The sequence below is a fragment of the Pseudoalteromonas piratica genome, assembly GCF_000788395.1.
Taxonomy (GTDB): Bacteria; Pseudomonadota; Gammaproteobacteria; order Enterobacterales; family Alteromonadaceae; genus Pseudoalteromonas; species Pseudoalteromonas piratica.
This window is the reverse complement of the sequence record NZ_CP009888.1, coordinates 930,087-945,000: the sequence shown is the minus strand read 5'-3', so window position 1 is coordinate 945,000 and position 14,914 is coordinate 930,087. Positions and strand designations below refer to the sequence as shown.

Annotated in this window: 15 protein-coding genes (1 of these 15 running past the window's edge); 7 read left to right on the top strand and 8 right to left on the bottom strand. The window is 38.8% G+C overall.

Annotated elements, in window-relative coordinates:
• Positions 1 to 586: the 5' portion of a glutamate racemase gene (murI, locus tag OM33_RS04320; RefSeq protein ID WP_038639172.1), read on the bottom strand. Its footprint begins 188 nt before the window's first position; 586 of the gene's 774 nt are visible here — the first part of the coding sequence; its start codon is at positions 584 to 586; its stop codon lies beyond the left edge, outside the window.
• Between the two features lie 73 nt (positions 587 to 659).
• On the bottom strand, positions 660 to 1,790 hold the full coding sequence (locus tag OM33_RS04315; protein WP_199922502.1) for a DUF5610 domain-containing protein: 1,131 nt from the start codon (positions 1,788 to 1,790) through the stop codon (positions 660 to 662).
• Positions 1,791 to 1,969: 179 nt separating this feature from the next.
• On the opposite strand from OM33_RS04315, the gene trmA reads away from it, so the two are divergent.
• Positions 1,970 to 3,067: a tRNA (uridine(54)-C5)-methyltransferase TrmA gene (gene trmA / locus OM33_RS04310; protein WP_038639166.1), complete on the top strand. Its 1,098-nt coding sequence runs from the start codon at positions 1,970 to 1,972 to the stop codon at positions 3,065 to 3,067.
• A gap of 9 nt (positions 3,068 to 3,076) precedes the next feature.
• Here trmA and fabR read toward each other — a convergent pair whose 3' ends face one another.
• Entirely contained in the window at positions 3,077 to 3,697 is a 621-nt protein-coding gene (gene fabR, locus OM33_RS04305) for an HTH-type transcriptional repressor FabR (RefSeq protein WP_038639164.1), read from the bottom strand.
• 126 nt (positions 3,698 to 3,823) lie between these two features.
• On the opposite strand from fabR, the gene OM33_RS04300 reads away from it, so the two are divergent.
• From OM33_RS04300 to OM33_RS04290, 3 genes are all read left to right on the top strand, one after another.
• Positions 3,824 to 4,960 carry a fatty acid desaturase gene (locus tag OM33_RS04300; RefSeq protein WP_038643003.1) on the top strand — a complete coding sequence of 379 codons (1,137 nt, stop codon included), beginning with the start codon at positions 3,824 to 3,826 and terminating at the stop codon, positions 4,958 to 4,960.
• Between the two features lie 15 nt (positions 4,961 to 4,975).
• On the top strand, positions 4,976 to 6,397 hold the full coding sequence (gene sthA, locus OM33_RS04295; RefSeq protein WP_038639161.1) for a Si-specific NAD(P)(+) transhydrogenase: 1,422 nt from the start codon (positions 4,976 to 4,978) through the stop codon (positions 6,395 to 6,397).
• A 133-nt stretch (positions 6,398 to 6,530) separates the two neighbouring features.
• Positions 6,531 to 7,916, top strand: a complete 1,386-nt coding sequence (locus OM33_RS04290) for a TonB family protein (protein WP_038639159.1) — start codon at positions 6,531 to 6,533, stop codon at positions 7,914 to 7,916.
• Here OM33_RS04290 and nfi read toward each other — a convergent pair.
• Positions 7,900 to 8,562, bottom strand: a complete 663-nt coding sequence (gene nfi / locus OM33_RS04285; RefSeq protein ID WP_038639156.1) for a deoxyribonuclease V — start codon at positions 8,560 to 8,562, stop codon at positions 7,900 to 7,902. The genes OM33_RS04290 and nfi overlap by 17 nt on opposite strands.
• A gap of 34 nt (positions 8,563 to 8,596) precedes the next feature.
• Entirely contained in the window at positions 8,597 to 9,664 is a 1,068-nt protein-coding gene (gene hemE / locus OM33_RS04280; protein WP_038639153.1) for a uroporphyrinogen decarboxylase, read from the bottom strand.
• Positions 9,665 to 10,098: 434 nt separating this feature from the next.
• Here hemE and OM33_RS04275 point away from each other — a divergent pair, with 434 nt between their 5' ends.
• Positions 10,099 to 10,569 carry an Rsd/AlgQ family anti-sigma factor gene (locus OM33_RS04275; protein WP_038639149.1) on the top strand — a complete coding sequence of 157 codons (471 nt, stop codon included), beginning with the start codon at positions 10,099 to 10,101 and terminating at the stop codon, positions 10,567 to 10,569.
• 12 nt (positions 10,570 to 10,581) lie between these two features.
• Here OM33_RS04275 and OM33_RS04270 read toward each other — a convergent pair whose 3' ends face one another.
• The 3 genes from OM33_RS04270 to fkpA all read right to left on the bottom strand — a co-directional run bounded on the left by OM33_RS04270 (position 10,582) and on the right by fkpA (position 13,492).
• On the bottom strand, positions 10,582 to 11,160 hold the full coding sequence (locus OM33_RS04270; protein ID WP_052140892.1) for a TetR/AcrR family transcriptional regulator: 579 nt from the start codon (positions 11,158 to 11,160) through the stop codon (positions 10,582 to 10,584).
• Positions 11,161 to 12,615 carry a coniferyl aldehyde dehydrogenase gene (locus OM33_RS04265; RefSeq protein WP_081991005.1) on the bottom strand — a complete coding sequence of 485 codons (1,455 nt, stop codon included), beginning with the start codon at positions 12,613 to 12,615 and terminating at the stop codon, positions 11,161 to 11,163. It lies immediately after the preceding gene.
• 124 nt (positions 12,616 to 12,739) lie between these two features.
• Entirely contained in the window at positions 12,740 to 13,492 is a 753-nt protein-coding gene (fkpA, locus tag OM33_RS04260) for an FKBP-type peptidyl-prolyl cis-trans isomerase (protein ID WP_038639146.1), read from the bottom strand.
• Positions 13,493 to 13,715: 223 nt separating this feature from the next.
• Between fkpA and OM33_RS04255 the strand changes: the two genes are divergently transcribed.
• Together OM33_RS04255 and OM33_RS04250 are read left to right on the top strand one after the other, a co-directional pair.
• Entirely contained in the window at positions 13,716 to 14,696 is a 981-nt protein-coding gene (locus OM33_RS04255) for a WD40 repeat domain-containing protein (RefSeq protein ID WP_038639143.1), read from the top strand.
• Positions 14,693 to 14,905, top strand: coding sequence for a SlyX family protein (locus OM33_RS04250; RefSeq protein WP_038642998.1), 213 nt, complete (start codon positions 14,693 to 14,695; stop codon positions 14,903 to 14,905). The genes OM33_RS04255 and OM33_RS04250 overlap by 4 nt, the downstream gene beginning before the upstream one ends.
• Positions 14,906 to 14,914: the final 9 nt, after the last annotated feature.

Below are 14,914 nucleotides of genomic sequence, written 5' to 3'. Positions count from 1 at the left end.
TTATTTCTTCAGCAATAATTGGAAAGTGAGTACACCCTAAAACTAACTGATCAATTTCTTTATCTATATAAAGTTGATTCAATTCTTCTTCTAATTGTTTTAGATCGACATTACTAGTCCAAAACTTTTGCTCAGCTAGCTTCACTAAGCTACTTGAGCCGTATAACGAAACATGGCATGAAGCAGCAAAATTATTAATCAGGCTGGCCGTATATTCATTCGCGACAGTTGCAGGAGTTGCTAGCACACCAATTTTATTTGAACGAGTTTTTTCTGCAGCAGGTTTGATTGCAGGCACTACACCAACAATTGGAAATTTGAAATGCTGTCTTAAAATGTCGAGTGTTTGTGTACTGGCTGTATTACACGCAATGACCAACAAATCAACTGGCTCGATAAGGGTTAAAAAATTTCTAAGTAAGCTCGTAATTCTTTGCGTTAGGAATTCAAAAGAAAGTTCACCATAAGGAAGGTACTTATTATCCATAAGATAACTAAGCTTGGCATGTGGTATTTTGTTTTGTATGTGTTCCAGTACCGATGTACCTCCAATACCAGAATCAAAAACTACAATATGTTTTGCCAAACTACCCGACCTAATATGTTATTAACTCGGGTAGTTTGCCACATATTTACTATTTCTCAAGATAAGCTAAAACTTACTTCGCTTTTTCTTGCTTATTATTAAGTTGCTCAAAAAATTGAGTACTGTAATCAATTAAACTTTCTTTACTAGCTTGTTTTTGGTTAAGCCATGTGAGTAGCTGTACTAATTGATTTTCAATATTCAGCGGCTTCGCTTTCTCATAGCTTTCTTCTAATCCCTCATTTATCGGTTCGAATTGTTTAGCTATATCTGTACCGGGCTGTGATGTTTGATACTCTCTAACACTTGCTCGAACTTCTGTCTGCTGTAAGTTCATTGACATTGAAACTAACTGGGATGAATCCAAGTTTAATTCTTTTGCCTGTTCAAATGCCTTATCAAGTGAGCCATTAAAAAATTCATTGCTTACTTTTTGCAAATCTGACATCAAATCATTGATTGCTGCAATTTCATCTTCATTTAAATCACCTTCAACTGAAAAGCTATATGCTTGCGAACTCGCCTGTGAAGAAGCATAGCTAAGGGATTCACCGTCATCGTTTTTGCTATATGATAGCTGTTCAGATGAATTAAACTGACTATTATAAGTGAGTTTAATTATGTCTCCCTCTGCGGTTTTAAATTCAAAACTGGCTCCATTATCTAGCTGGTAATAATTTCCGGCATTAAAACCAGTTAAGGCAGAGGTCTGTTTTTCAGGGTTGAAAAGTGACTCTTCAAATTCGTTTAAACCATCAAAAATTAAATCGCGGCTTTTCTCAATGCCTTGCTCTATTTCATCAGTGTATAAGTCGCTGTCTTTAAGTTCCTCAACTGCTTCACCAATACCTTGTTCTACCCCTTTTCGCGCTTGAGCAAACATGTTTGTCAGTTTGTCATTATCTGCACCATCAGCTTTAGCTCCTAAGATGGCACCTTTCACAAAAGACAAAACATTTTTTGCAATTTCTTCGAAATTAAACAGGTCCTCAGGCTTGGTTGGCTCAACTTTACTTTCAAACGGCATTGCCCCCATCATTTTTTGATAAGAGATTTGACTTGCAATTGTTACGCGTTGTGACATCGTAAATACATCTTTAGCTGATGCATTTTGCGCTATTTCATTTGGTTTTTGCTGAGAAAAACCATACTTGTTTTCGGGTTGATACCCCAATCCACCCACTTTCATAATTATTGCCTCCATTTCACAATGTCTATTTATCGGCCAAATAGTGAGCAACTTAAGTATTAATTCTTAGTTTTTCGAATAAGAATTTAACTTTAATTACAGTAAGTATGTCACATTTTTTCTATGCTAAAACTGGACAAAGAAAAACCACACCCTAAAATAGCGCGACTCGCAAACATGAGGTTTAAAAGCATATGCCTGTAATTCAAATAGATACTTCAAAATACGATGAACAACTCAACGAGAAAGCGCAGCGTATTAGTCAACAATTCGCTCAATTTAATGCACCTGAATTAGAAGTATTTGAATCTGCACCTAAACATTACAGACAACGTGCTGAGTTTCGCGTATGGCATGAGGGGGAAGATTTATTTCACATCATGTTTAACCCAGAAACTAAAGAGAAAATCAGAGTAGACCAGTTTGATCCTGCCGCGCCACTAATTTGTGAGTTAATGTCGCGTCTATTAGAGCTATTAAAACCAAATGAAATTTTACGTCGTAAGCTATTTCAAATCGATTATTTATCTACATTGAGTGGGCAGATTTTGGTAAGTCTAATTTATCATAAGCAGCTTGATGATGAATGGCTTAACCAAGTGACTAAGCTAAAAGCCGAACTTAGTAAAAAATTTAACATTGATTTCATTGGTCGTGCGCGCAAACAAAAAATTGTCCTTGGTGAAGAGTACGTGATTGAAAAGTTGAATGTGAATAATCGCGAGCTTATTTATCAACAAGTAGAAAATAGCTTCACTCAACCAAATGCAAAGCTAAATGAATGCATGCTTGAATGGGCTATTGATGTATCAAAACCGCTTCAAAATGACCTACTTGAGCTTTACTGCGGCAATGGTAATTTTTCAATTGCATTAGCGCCGCACTTTAATCGCGTATTAGCAACCGAAATATCTAAGTCCTCTGTAAAATCTGCGCAATTTAACATCGCGGAAAATAAAATTGAAAACCTTGATATCATCCGTATGTCGAGCGAAGAATTTACAATGGCGATGAACGGTGAAAAAACCTTTTCTCGCTTAAATGGAATTGATTTAAAAAGTTACAACTGCCAAAGCATTTTAGTTGACCCGCCACGTGCTGGTTTAGATAAAGACACCACAGACTTAGTGCAAGGCTATGACAATATTATTTATATTTCATGTAACCCGGATACGCTTGAGCGAGATCTCAAGCAATTGACAGAAACGCATAACATTGAGCGCTTTGCTATTTTTGATCAGTTCCCATATACCCACCATATTGAGTCGGGTGTATTTTTAACGCGTAAATAAAAAAAGCAGCTATTTAGCTGCTTTTTTCTCCTTTGTATAACTTGAAGCGCCTTTGGCAATATAGCGTAATTGCCAAATAATGCGCTCCGTAAGTTGATCACGCTGTGGCTTTGTGAGATCAAGCGCTTCAGCACCTGCATTAAATACCAAAGTAACCATAGCTTCCGCTTGGATATAGGCATGATTTGCATCGCACCCTGTTTCACTTTCTAAATAATGTGCAAGTTCCAAAATAAAATGTTTTATTTCACGCGCAACTGCTGCCCTAAAGGCCTTTGATGTGCCTGAACGCTCACGCAATAATAAACGAAATTGGTTACTCGATTGATCAATAAACTCCATAAACGTGAGTACGGAAATATTAATAATGCTGCCACCACTTTCAATACGTCGACGAGCTTGACGCATCAGTTGTCGAAGCATTAAGCCAGCTTCATCAACTAAAGTTAAACCAAGTTCATTCATATCTTTGAAGTGACGATAAAAAGAAGTTGGTGCAATGCCTGCCTCACGAGCAACTTCGCGCAAGCTTAAATTAGAAAAGCTATGCTCAGCACTTAATTGATTAAACGCTGCATCGATTAACGCTTGTCGCGTCTTTTCTTTTTGTTGTGCACGAATACCCGACATACATCCCCCATAAATTTTGCATGCAGTTTAACACAGAAAAATTATTTATGAATTTTGTCGATTTCACTTGATTAAAACGTGATATAAAACTATTTTAGCGTACAAGTGTACGCTGAGATTTTTAATATGAAAAAACCACCCATTATTTGGCTTAATACCCTCTTTTTTTCCACCACCTTTTTAGCTGCTGTAACTTTGGTTCCTTGGTATGGTTTTACCTATGGCTACAGTACTGCTAACTGGATCGCATTTATTGCTTGTATGTTTTATTGTGGACTTTCAATCACCGCAGGTTATCACCGCTTATGGGCACACAAGACCTATGAAACACACCCAGTAATCGAATTTATTTTTGCTATTGGCGGGGCGTTTTCAATACAAAACAGTGCATTACATTGGAGTTCTGACCACCGTATACATCATGGTAAAGTTGATGACCCTGAAAAAGATCCTTATGCTGCAACGCGTGGTTTTTGGTATAGCCATATAGGTTGGATGTTACGTGAATATCAAGCCCATCGTTATACTGACTATTCTAACTGTCGAGATTTACAAAAGAACCGCGTTGTAATGTGGCAACATAAACACTATTTAGTGCTGTCGATTATCACAAACTTTGGTATTCCATTATTACTCGGGCTTATCTTTGGAAATGTGTGGGGAATGTTATTGCTTGCCGGCTTACTTCGCTTAGTGTTAAGTCAACATTTTACCTTTTTCATAAACTCGCTTGCCCATATTTGGGGTTCGCGTCCATATACTGAGTCCAACACAGCAAGAGATAATGGCTTTTTAGCTTTTTTAACTTACGGTGAGGGGTACCATAATTTTCATCATATTTTCGCATCAGACTACCGTAATGGTATCCAATGGTGGCATTACGATCCGACGAAATGGCTGATAAAGTCACTATCGTTAGTGGGGTTAGCTTCTAAGTTACGGAAGACACCTCAAGAAATTATTGAACGTGCAAAAGCAGCGACTTTAATGGAGCGCACCAAACAAACACTTCTCAAAAAAGAAGCTAATGATAAGCAAATTGAGAAACTACAAAAAGAATATGATCTGTTATTAAGTAAATTGCAGCACTATTATAAAGTAAGAAAACGCGTTTTAGAGATGCGAAAAAACAAAGTTATAAAGCAATGCGAGCAATCTCAGCTTAAAAAGCAGTATAATGAAATAAAAGCAGCGTTAATAAACCAACAAGAATATTGGTTGGCTCTAAATAAAGCCTTAATCAAAGAGCTCGCAATAAATTAGTTAAAGGAACACTCTGTGACAAAAAAACAAGCGACTAAAAAACAGTATGATTATGACGCCATTATCATAGGTACAGGACCTGGTGGTGAAGGCACAGCAATGAACCTTGCTAAAAGTGGTAAACGAGTTGCAGTTGTTGAAAAACAACCAAAAGTCGGTGGCGGATGCGCACACTGGGGTACAATACCTTCAAAGGCATTGCGTCATTCTGTTAGTCGCTTAATTGAGTTTAACTCAAACCCGTTGTTTAATTCTCAAGCTCACAGAGAGCGCATGACCTATCCTGATATTTTAGATCATGCCAGTAATGTGATTTCCAAACAGGTCAATTTACGCACCAGCTTTTATGATAGAAATCGCATTACACTACTTCATGGTGAAGCAAGTTTTATAGATAACCATACAATTTCAATTCAAAAAGACGATGGCAGTAATGAAACGCTATCGGCACAAACTATTGTTATTGCAACTGGTTCTCGTCCATATCGTCCATCTGAAATCGACTTTAATCATAAACGTGTTTATGACAGTGATACTATTTTGGGCCTTAAACACGACCCGCGTCATATCATCATTTATGGTGCTGGTGTAATTGGTTGTGAATATGCATCAATTTTCCGCGGATTAGGTGCAAAGGTAGATCTAATTAATACACGTGATCGCCTGCTCGCATTTCTAGATGCTGAAACATCAGACTCTCTAAGTTATCACTTTTGGAATAGCGGCATTCTAATTCGCCACAATGAAGAATTTAAAAAAGTAGAAACTCGTGATGATTGCGTGATTGTTCATATGCAATCAGGCAAAAAGATGCAAGCCGATTGCTTACTATTCGCTAATGGTCGCACAGGTAATACTGATAAACTGAACTTATCAGCGATTGGTTTAACACCGGACAGCCGCGGTAATTTAAAAGTGAATGAAAACTACCAAACTGAAGTAGGTAATGTCTATGCTGTGGGTGATGTAATTGGTTATCCAAGCCTTGCAAGTGCCGCTTTCGATCAAGGCCGTATCGCTGCAGATGCGATTACCACTGGCGAATGCAATAAAAAGCTGATCCGCGATATTCCAAGTGGTATCTACACTATTCCAGAAATTAGTTCGGTTGGTCGCTCAGAACAAGAGCTTACCGCAGCTAAAGTGCCATATGAAGTTGGTCGCGCTCAATTTAAACACCTTGCACGTGCACAAATTGCAGGTACCGAAGTAGGTAGTTTAAAAATACTGTTCCACATTGAAACCAAAGAGATTCTAGGTATCCATGTGTTTGGTGAGCGTGCAGCCGAGATTATTCATATCGGTCAAGCGGTAATGGAGCAAAAAAATGGCGGCAACAACATAGAATACTTTGTTAATACGACATTTAACTACCCAACTATGGCAGAAGCTTACCGCGTTGCGGCACTTAATGGCTTGAATCGTTTGATTAAATAAAGCGAAATGGCGCTTTATGGCTGGTTTATTACAAACCTTCACATAAAGTGCCGGTTTTTTAAACTAACGCTTGTGATCGTGTAAAATTATTGTAAACTTAATAACCTAAAACAATAATAATAGGCTGTTAAGTATGAAAACCCCCACTCTATTACTTGCCTCAGCACTATCTTTGTTTTCTTTTAACAGTTTCGCAGATTATTCCACTGCTAAATACTATGAGAAACAGGGAAATGTTGAGAAATACGTTGCTGAATTAAGTAAGATTGCTAAATTGGGTCATGTAAATGCTCAGTTTGATCTTGCGACAGCCTATCTCAATGGCCAGGGAATTGAAAAAGATATCAATCAAGCATATGCATGGTATCTACTTGCTAAAGATTTTGGTCACCCTGAGGCGCAAGACAAATATCGCAGCTTGCGTAAATTAGTGCCTTCACGTCGTGAAGCTAAAGAAGCGTATATCGAACTTAAAGATGCCTATGGTAAGAAACTACACGACTTACGTTACGCACCCATCACGAAGCACACCAACTTCTTTCCTGAGCGAGCAAAGTTAATTGAAAAGGTTGAACCTGAGATTGACAACAATACACGTTCAGGTTCAAAAGCATGGGTCACAGTAGGCTACAATGTCAACGAAAGTGGGGTCGTTGAAGATAGTCGTATTCTTGCATCATTTCCGAAAGGGGTGATCGATGAACCCGCTTTAGAAGCTGTAAAGCAATGGAAGTTTGAGCCAGATATCAGCCCTACGGGTGAACCTCGTCGTATTTTTGATTTAGTAACATCTTTTACTCTGGGTTCAGATAACAGCAAAGTAAATCGTGAATTTCAACGTGCTCTTGATGAGTATAAAGGTAAATTACTTGTACTTGCTAATAAGGGTAATAGCGTTGCGCAAAATCGTTATGCCTTAATGCTTGAACACGGTGTGATAGAAGCAACATCTGAAAACGAACACATTGATTGGTACTACAAAGCTGCTATCAATGGTAACCATGATGCTCAAATGCGTTTAATGCACTGTTTTGAAAATGGCGAAGGCTGTCAACCTGATGAAGAGAAAGCATTTAATTGGTTAAAGCTGGCGTCAGAGTCAGGCAATGAGCGTGCACAATACCAATTAGCGATGACAATGCTTAACTATGGCAGTATTCATTATGACGTACACACTGCAGCTGATATCTTAAAAACTGCAGCACATAATCAATATTTACCAGCAATGATAGAGTACTCTCGTTTATTAGCATTCTCTGATGTTGCTGAGCTACGTGATGCACAAAATGCGATTAAGTATGCTGAGCTAGCACGTGCAGTTGATAACCAACATCCAGTACTATTGTCTGTTCTTGGTACAGCACACTCTGAGCTAGGACGAGTGCAAGAAGGGCAGCAACTGTTACAACAAGCACTTAATGAAGCAAACAACCGTAGTTGGCCAGCACAAAATTACATCAAGCTGATTGAACTAAGCGAAGCTTCGATGATGGCTGATAGAACTACCGACTCTTACTAAGTTTATCAGCAAGCCTTGTAGGTTCAGGTAAACGAAACTTAGTAACACACTCAAGAGCAAGCGATACCGCTTGCTCTTTTGTTATGCGATGCCCCGGCGAAATAAACAGTGGCTTTACGTTCTCTCTAGTACGGACTACATAGCCAATATTTTCCCCCCGAACACTTAGATCAGATATTGCACCTTTAAATGTATCAGGTTCATTATAGTCACCTGTCAAACAGCTTTTCGCAATACCAATAGTCGGTATATTGAGGATTACTCCAATATGACTTGCAATACCAAGGCCCATAGGGTGCGCAATGCCTTGACCATCAAACATCAAAATATCAGGAGCGTTTTGAAGCTGCTGCATAGCCTTTATTATCACACCACCTTCACGAAAACTAAGTACTCCGGGAATATAGGGTAATACTGTAGGCGATTCATATGCTACCTGCTCAATTACATTTAACGATGGGTACTGCAACAGTACAATTGCAGCACGTGTTGTTTTACCTTTATTTGGGAAAGCAACATCAATACCTGCAATAACGCGAATTTCCCCTTGGTATTGAGAGATAGTTACTTGTTGCGCTAACTTTGATTGGATGGCCTTAGCTTTAGCAACTGTGCCAGGCCACATAATGTCATTGATATCAGCCATAAAGAAAAAAGCCTTGCAATTGCAAGGCTCATATTTATTTGTTGTGGTACTGTTTACTTAATTCACCAACCGAATTAATAAACACGCCTGCATTTTCTGGATCGACATCTGGTGTAATTCCATGACCAAGGTTGAATACATGGCCAGAACCATCACCATAGCCCTCTAAAATACGTTGCACTTCCTGACGAATACGTTCTGGCGTTCCATGCAGCATTGCAGGATCCATATTACCTTGAAGTGCCACTTTATCACCAATTCGACGGCGCGCATCGGCAATATCAACAGTCCAATCTAAACCAACCGCATCACAACCAGTTGCCGCAATTGATTCTAAGTTTAAGCCGCCATTTTTAGTAAATAGCGTGACTGGTACCTTTCGGCCGTCATATTCACGAATTAAGCCATCAACAATTTTTTGCATATACGTTAATGAAAACTCTTTGTAATCACGCGGTGATAACACTCCACCCCAAGAATCAAATACCATTAACGATTGAGCACCGGCTTTAATCTGCGCATTCAAATAGCTGATTACAGAATCCGCTAATTTATCAAGCAGCATATGCAAGATTTCTGGCTCAGAAAATGCCATTTTCTTAATCTTGCCGAATGTTTTACTGCTACCGCCTTCAATCATGTAAGTTGCTAACGTCCATGGTGAACCAGAAAAACCGATTAATGGCACTTCACCTTTAAGCTCACGACGAATAGTACGTACCGCATTCATCACATAACCCAGCTCATCTTCTGGATCTGGAATTGGTAAATTAGCTACATCAGCCATCGATTGAATTGGACGCTCAAACTTCGGACCTTCACCTGTTTCAAAATAAAGGCCTAATCCCATAGCATCTGGAATTGTAAGAATATCACTGAACAGAATGGCTGCATCCAATGGATAACGACGAAGCGGTTGCAGTGTTACTTCACACGCTAATTCTGCATTTTTACATAAGCTCATAAAGTCGCCAGCTTGCGCTCTGGTTGCTCGATATTCTGGTAAATAGCGGCCAGCTTGACGCATCATCCATACAGGTGTTTGGTCTACTGGTTGCTTCAATAGCGCACGTAAATAACGATCGTTCTTTAATTCACTCATGATAGTGTAAAACCTAAAAATTATAACTGAGCGAATTGTATCATTATGAAAGCCAACTAACTATGCGAAAGATCAAACCTAACTACATAGTAAATGTAATTATTTCGCTTTGTAGAGAGAATTAATAATTAAAGCACCATTTTAGGATATTAAGTATTGTTAAAATGAAAATAGTTTGTTATAAAATAGATACAAAAATAAGAGCTTGAATTAATCAAGTCAGAAAAAGTTTTATAACCACCCTCTGGGTGGTTTTTTCTTTTATATACTTTTTTAACTGCGCCCTGCCTACATTAAGCACAAATTAATATATCAACAATTATCTTTATTATTAATTAGTTACAATTAACTGAATGAAAAATGTTAAAAATAAGTTGATCTTTTCTGCATATTTCTTTGTTATAGAAATTAGTTTGAAGTAAAGGGACATAATTATGCTTAAAAGTTTAGAAAAAGCGAAACAAGAATGGGGCGGTTCACATTCAGCTATTGATAGCTGGTTACAAGAACGCCAAGAGTTACTTGTAATTTATTGCAAACTTGCAGGCTTACCTCCCTATGAACGAAGCGACCAAGCACTGCCAAAGAAAGGTGAAATTCTTGAATTTTGCCAAATCTTAATGGATTACCTCTCAGCAGGTCACTTTGAGATTTATGATGACCTAGTAAAAGCTTGCGCCGAAAAAGGACCGAGCAGCTTAAAGTTAGCGCAGTCATTATACCCGCAAATCTCTGCATCAACTGATATCGCTTTGAGTTTTAATGATGATTACGCAAATGCGAAAGAAGAAAGCTTGCTGCCAAACTTTGATGAAGATCTATCTACTTTAGGGCAAGCACTTGAGCAACGCTTCGAGTTAGAAGACGAGCTAATTGAAAATTTATATACGCATCACACAGATTAAAAAAGGCGTAAATTACGCCTCTTTGTTTCTTTGCGTTTGCAAACCAAACATACAAACTTTCAAGCTTGAATCAATCAATTCACTCGTGACCTCTAGGTTGTGCTCTAACAAATAATTTACCGTATTGAGTAAACTTTGCTGAATATGCATCGCAATATAATCCGTTGGTAAGTCGATAAACACGCCCACTGCTTTTTGTCTCTCGATAAATTCAATCAAAAAAGAAAACACACTGTTAAGCACGTTGTGTTTAAAAGATGACTCGACCCATGGGCTTGAATAATAAATACTAAAAAACGCCATTTTATCTGGATTTTCTAGACCCCAAATGATCACTTTATGCCATAGACTGACTATCTGCCCTTCATTCTCAATCTTGCCATCTAAAGCCAAATCATCCACTAAGGATGTTTTTAAATGAAAATACAGCGCTTCCACCAGCACCTTTTTATTTTCAAAGTGATGAAATAAAGTGCCAGTTGCCACGCTTGCATGTTTCGCAATGCTGGCTGTCGATGTTTCTGAAATACCTTGCTCAACAAACAAAGCCAACGCAGCATCGAGTAACTTTTGTTTTTTTGCAGTAACCATTTAACGAACGAACAACTTAGTCAGTAATGTGAGTGCTAATTTCTTAGAACGTAAGATCAGTTTTACTCGTGGTAACCATACAGGTGTTTTCAATACTGTCCGCTTATGGCAAAACGTATCAAACCCTTCACGACCATGATAGTTACCTAACCCTGACTCTCCAATGCCGCCAAACGGCGCATCATCGGCACCTACATGCATCAAGGTATCATTAATACACACACCGCCACTGTGTGTGTGCTGCAATATGGTTCTTACCTCACAGATATCTTGCGACATAATATAAAGGGCCAGAGGGCGCTCTTTACTATTGATATAATCAATCGCATCTGTCAATTCGTTATAAGGTAAGACGGGTAATATAGGGCCAAAGATCTCACTTTTGCACACATCCATAGTGTCATCAACACCCGTTATCAACTGTGGCGGCATTACTCTATTTTGAGCATCAATTTGATATCCCGGTGGTGAGATGATGTTAGCTCCTTTAGCCTTGGCATCTTCAAGCATTGAGTGCAAGCGAGCAAACTGCGCCTCATTTATAATCGCGCCATATTCCTCACTAAATTTCTGATGGTCATAAAGTGCCGCAAAGCGAGTGAGGTAAGCTTGGCAAAATGCTTGGTATTGAGACTGCTCAACAAGGATATAATCCGGTGCGACACAAATTTGCCCCGCATTAACTGATTTACCAAGAATAATCGCATCAGCCGCTTGCTCTAAATTAGCATTGGCAGTTATCACTACTGGCGATTTGCCGCCAAGCTCTAATGTTGTTGGTACCAAACGCTCAGCGCAAGATTTAGCAACCAACTTGCCTACACTTGTTGAGCCTGTGAAAAAAACATGGTCAAACGGTAATTGAGTGAATTCAGCCGCAACCTCTGGTCCGCCTTCAATCACCACCACACTGTCTTGCAAGGAATTAAAAATTTTTCTGATAATCGAATTTGTATGCGGCGTATATTCGCTGAGCTTAACCATTACTTTATTACCAGCAGCAAGCGCAGTAACAATAGGGCCAATACTCAAGAACACAGGGAAATTCCAGGGCACAACAACCCCAACAACTCCTTTAGCTTGTTTGTGAACATAGATAGAAGATGGTGATAGCAACAGCCCGGCACTTCGCTTCTCTGGTTTAAGCCAAGACTTTAAGTGTTCTAAAGTGTAATTAACGTGTTGAACACTGGGTAATATGTCCGCCATTAAACTATCGAAATTTGGCCGCTTACCATAGTCAGTATTGAGCGCGCTCAGCAGCTGTTCTCTATTTGCTAACAATGCTGACTTTAACGCTAGAATTACTTGCCTGCGATCAGCATAAGATGGTTGCTTGTTTGCATTATAAGCCAACTTTAACTGGGTAAATGCAGCTTTCAGCTGCTCTGAGCAGTGCTCTGTAGTTTGAGTTTCTGTAGCTGTGTCAATTTCATTAAAAATAGGCAAGTTCATATAGCATCCTAGGTAAACACAAAAAACCGACTGATTAGTCAGTTTAATTTAGAGTAATAAACCTACAAATGCAAATAAAAAAGCCACCTAAAAGGTGGCTTTAAGAATTAACTTCATTTAGAAATTATTCAGATGCAGCTTCTTTTTCAGCTTCAGGCTGAACAACTTTTAAAAGCTCAACTTCAAAAATAAGTGTTGAATTAGCAGGGATCTTACCAAGGTCACGCTCACCATATGCAAGCTCTGAAGGAATGAAGAACTTGAATTTTGAACCTTCAGCCATAAGTTGAACACCTTCAGTCCAACCTTTAATTACACGGTTAAGTGGGAAAGTAATTGGCTCACCGTGTGAGTAAGAACTGTCGAACTCAGTACCGTCAATCAATGTGCCTTTATAGTGCACTTCAACCGTGTCTGTTGCTAACGGCTTTTTACCTTCACCTTGCGCTAGCACTTCATACTGTAGACCAGAGTCAGTCGTTACTACGCCTTCTTTCTTTGCATTTTCAGCTAAGAAAGCAACGCCTTGCGCTTTAACTTCTTCTGCTTTTGCTTGTGCTGCAGCCTGCTGCTTTTCAGCAAAATCAGTGTTTAGTTTTGTTAGAAGCTCTTTGATTTCTTCTTCAGTTAATTTTGAATTACCAGCTAGTGATTCTTCTAGACCTGCAATGATTAACTTTTTATCTAACTCAAAACCCATTTCAGTTTTGCCTTCAAGGTCTTTCTTTAAAAAGTCACCAATTGAAGCGCCAAGACCATATGCTTGTTTTTGTACTTCGGTCTCTAGTTTTACTTCAGCTTTAGGCGCTTCTTTATTACATGCAGCAAGTGCAAGCACTGATGCAGCAACAAATGAAAGTTTAAATACTTTTTTCATTTTTTTCTCCGGCAAATAAAATGCCTTTTATCTACAATTATCTAAGTTAAAATTAAATGAGTTACATGATAGGCTGACAAACATCAATGTAAAACACAAAAATGACGACAAAGACGCATACTTGAGACAACGCCGATAATAATTATCTGTAACTACCTTGTTCTCAAAACTCGTCCTAGTCTAACCTCTCATAGCTCAAGAGTTAAGGAAAATTAGATTAAAAATGAAGCCATATCGCCTAACCTTAATAATTTTTATGCTCTTTACCTTAACGGCTTGTGATAAACCAAACTCTTTGCCTAATAATGCACAAGAACATGCTGTTCAAGGCAGTTATGCCGCAGCATTAAATAACAAGGGTACACTCGCGATTGTCTCTTCTATTAATCATGGGGTATCAGTATGGAATTTAAATGACAACGCCCTACTTTATCAATGGAGTCATCAGCAAGATACCGACAACCTAGTGCTTGCTATAGACATCAGTGATGATGATAAGTTCGCTGTGACCGCAGATCGCACTAATTTTGCAGTATGGAGCTTAGAAAGTGGCGAAAATATTGGCTTTTGGAAAATCCAAGAGTCTAGTATTCGTGATATCGCTATTAGCAATAATGGGCGCTATGTACTCTATGGCCGCGGCGACGGCAAAGTTATTCATGTTGATTTAAATAGCGGCCGGCGCATTGAATTTTTAGGCCATACCGAAAAAGTGAATGCGGTTGATTTATCCCCAAATGGTTTTTATGCACTTACTGGAGCCAATGACTACACAGCTTACCTTTGGGATACTCGCAGTGCGCAAGTGATTCATCGTTTTACACACCCAAGTCGTGTAACCCAAGTTGCACTTGACCGAGAAGGCCGTAAAGCGTTTACAGCAGATAGTCAAAAACAAGCAAGCATTTGGAACTTACAAAATGGTTCTCAAATGGCTAATTTACAATTTAATGCAAGGCAAAAAGTATTTAGTGCGGTTCGGTTTAATAGCGATACATCTTTACTTGCCACTGGTTCACCTGCTCGTACTATCGCCTTGTGGGATACATCAAATGGAAAACAACTCCAAACATGGCGTGTAGCTCCTCGACAGGGCTCTCGTCCTAAATCAGCTGTAGTATATGACATCGCTTTTAGCGATAATGGCAACTTAATTAGTGAAAGTTCTAACGGTTTATCTGAAACATGGCAAATGAACAAATAAGCAATCTTGAAGCACGTATTACCGAGCTTGAGATGAAAGTAGCGTATCAAGATGAAACTATTGATATTCTCAACGATGAAATTAAGCAACATCAAGTTACGATGGCTAAGATGTCACGTCAAATTGAGTTAGTAGGTGAAAAACTCAAAGAAATGAAGCCATCTTCGGTAGTTAGTCAAGAGCTGGAAACGCCCCCGCCACATTATTAGAGCTGGTGA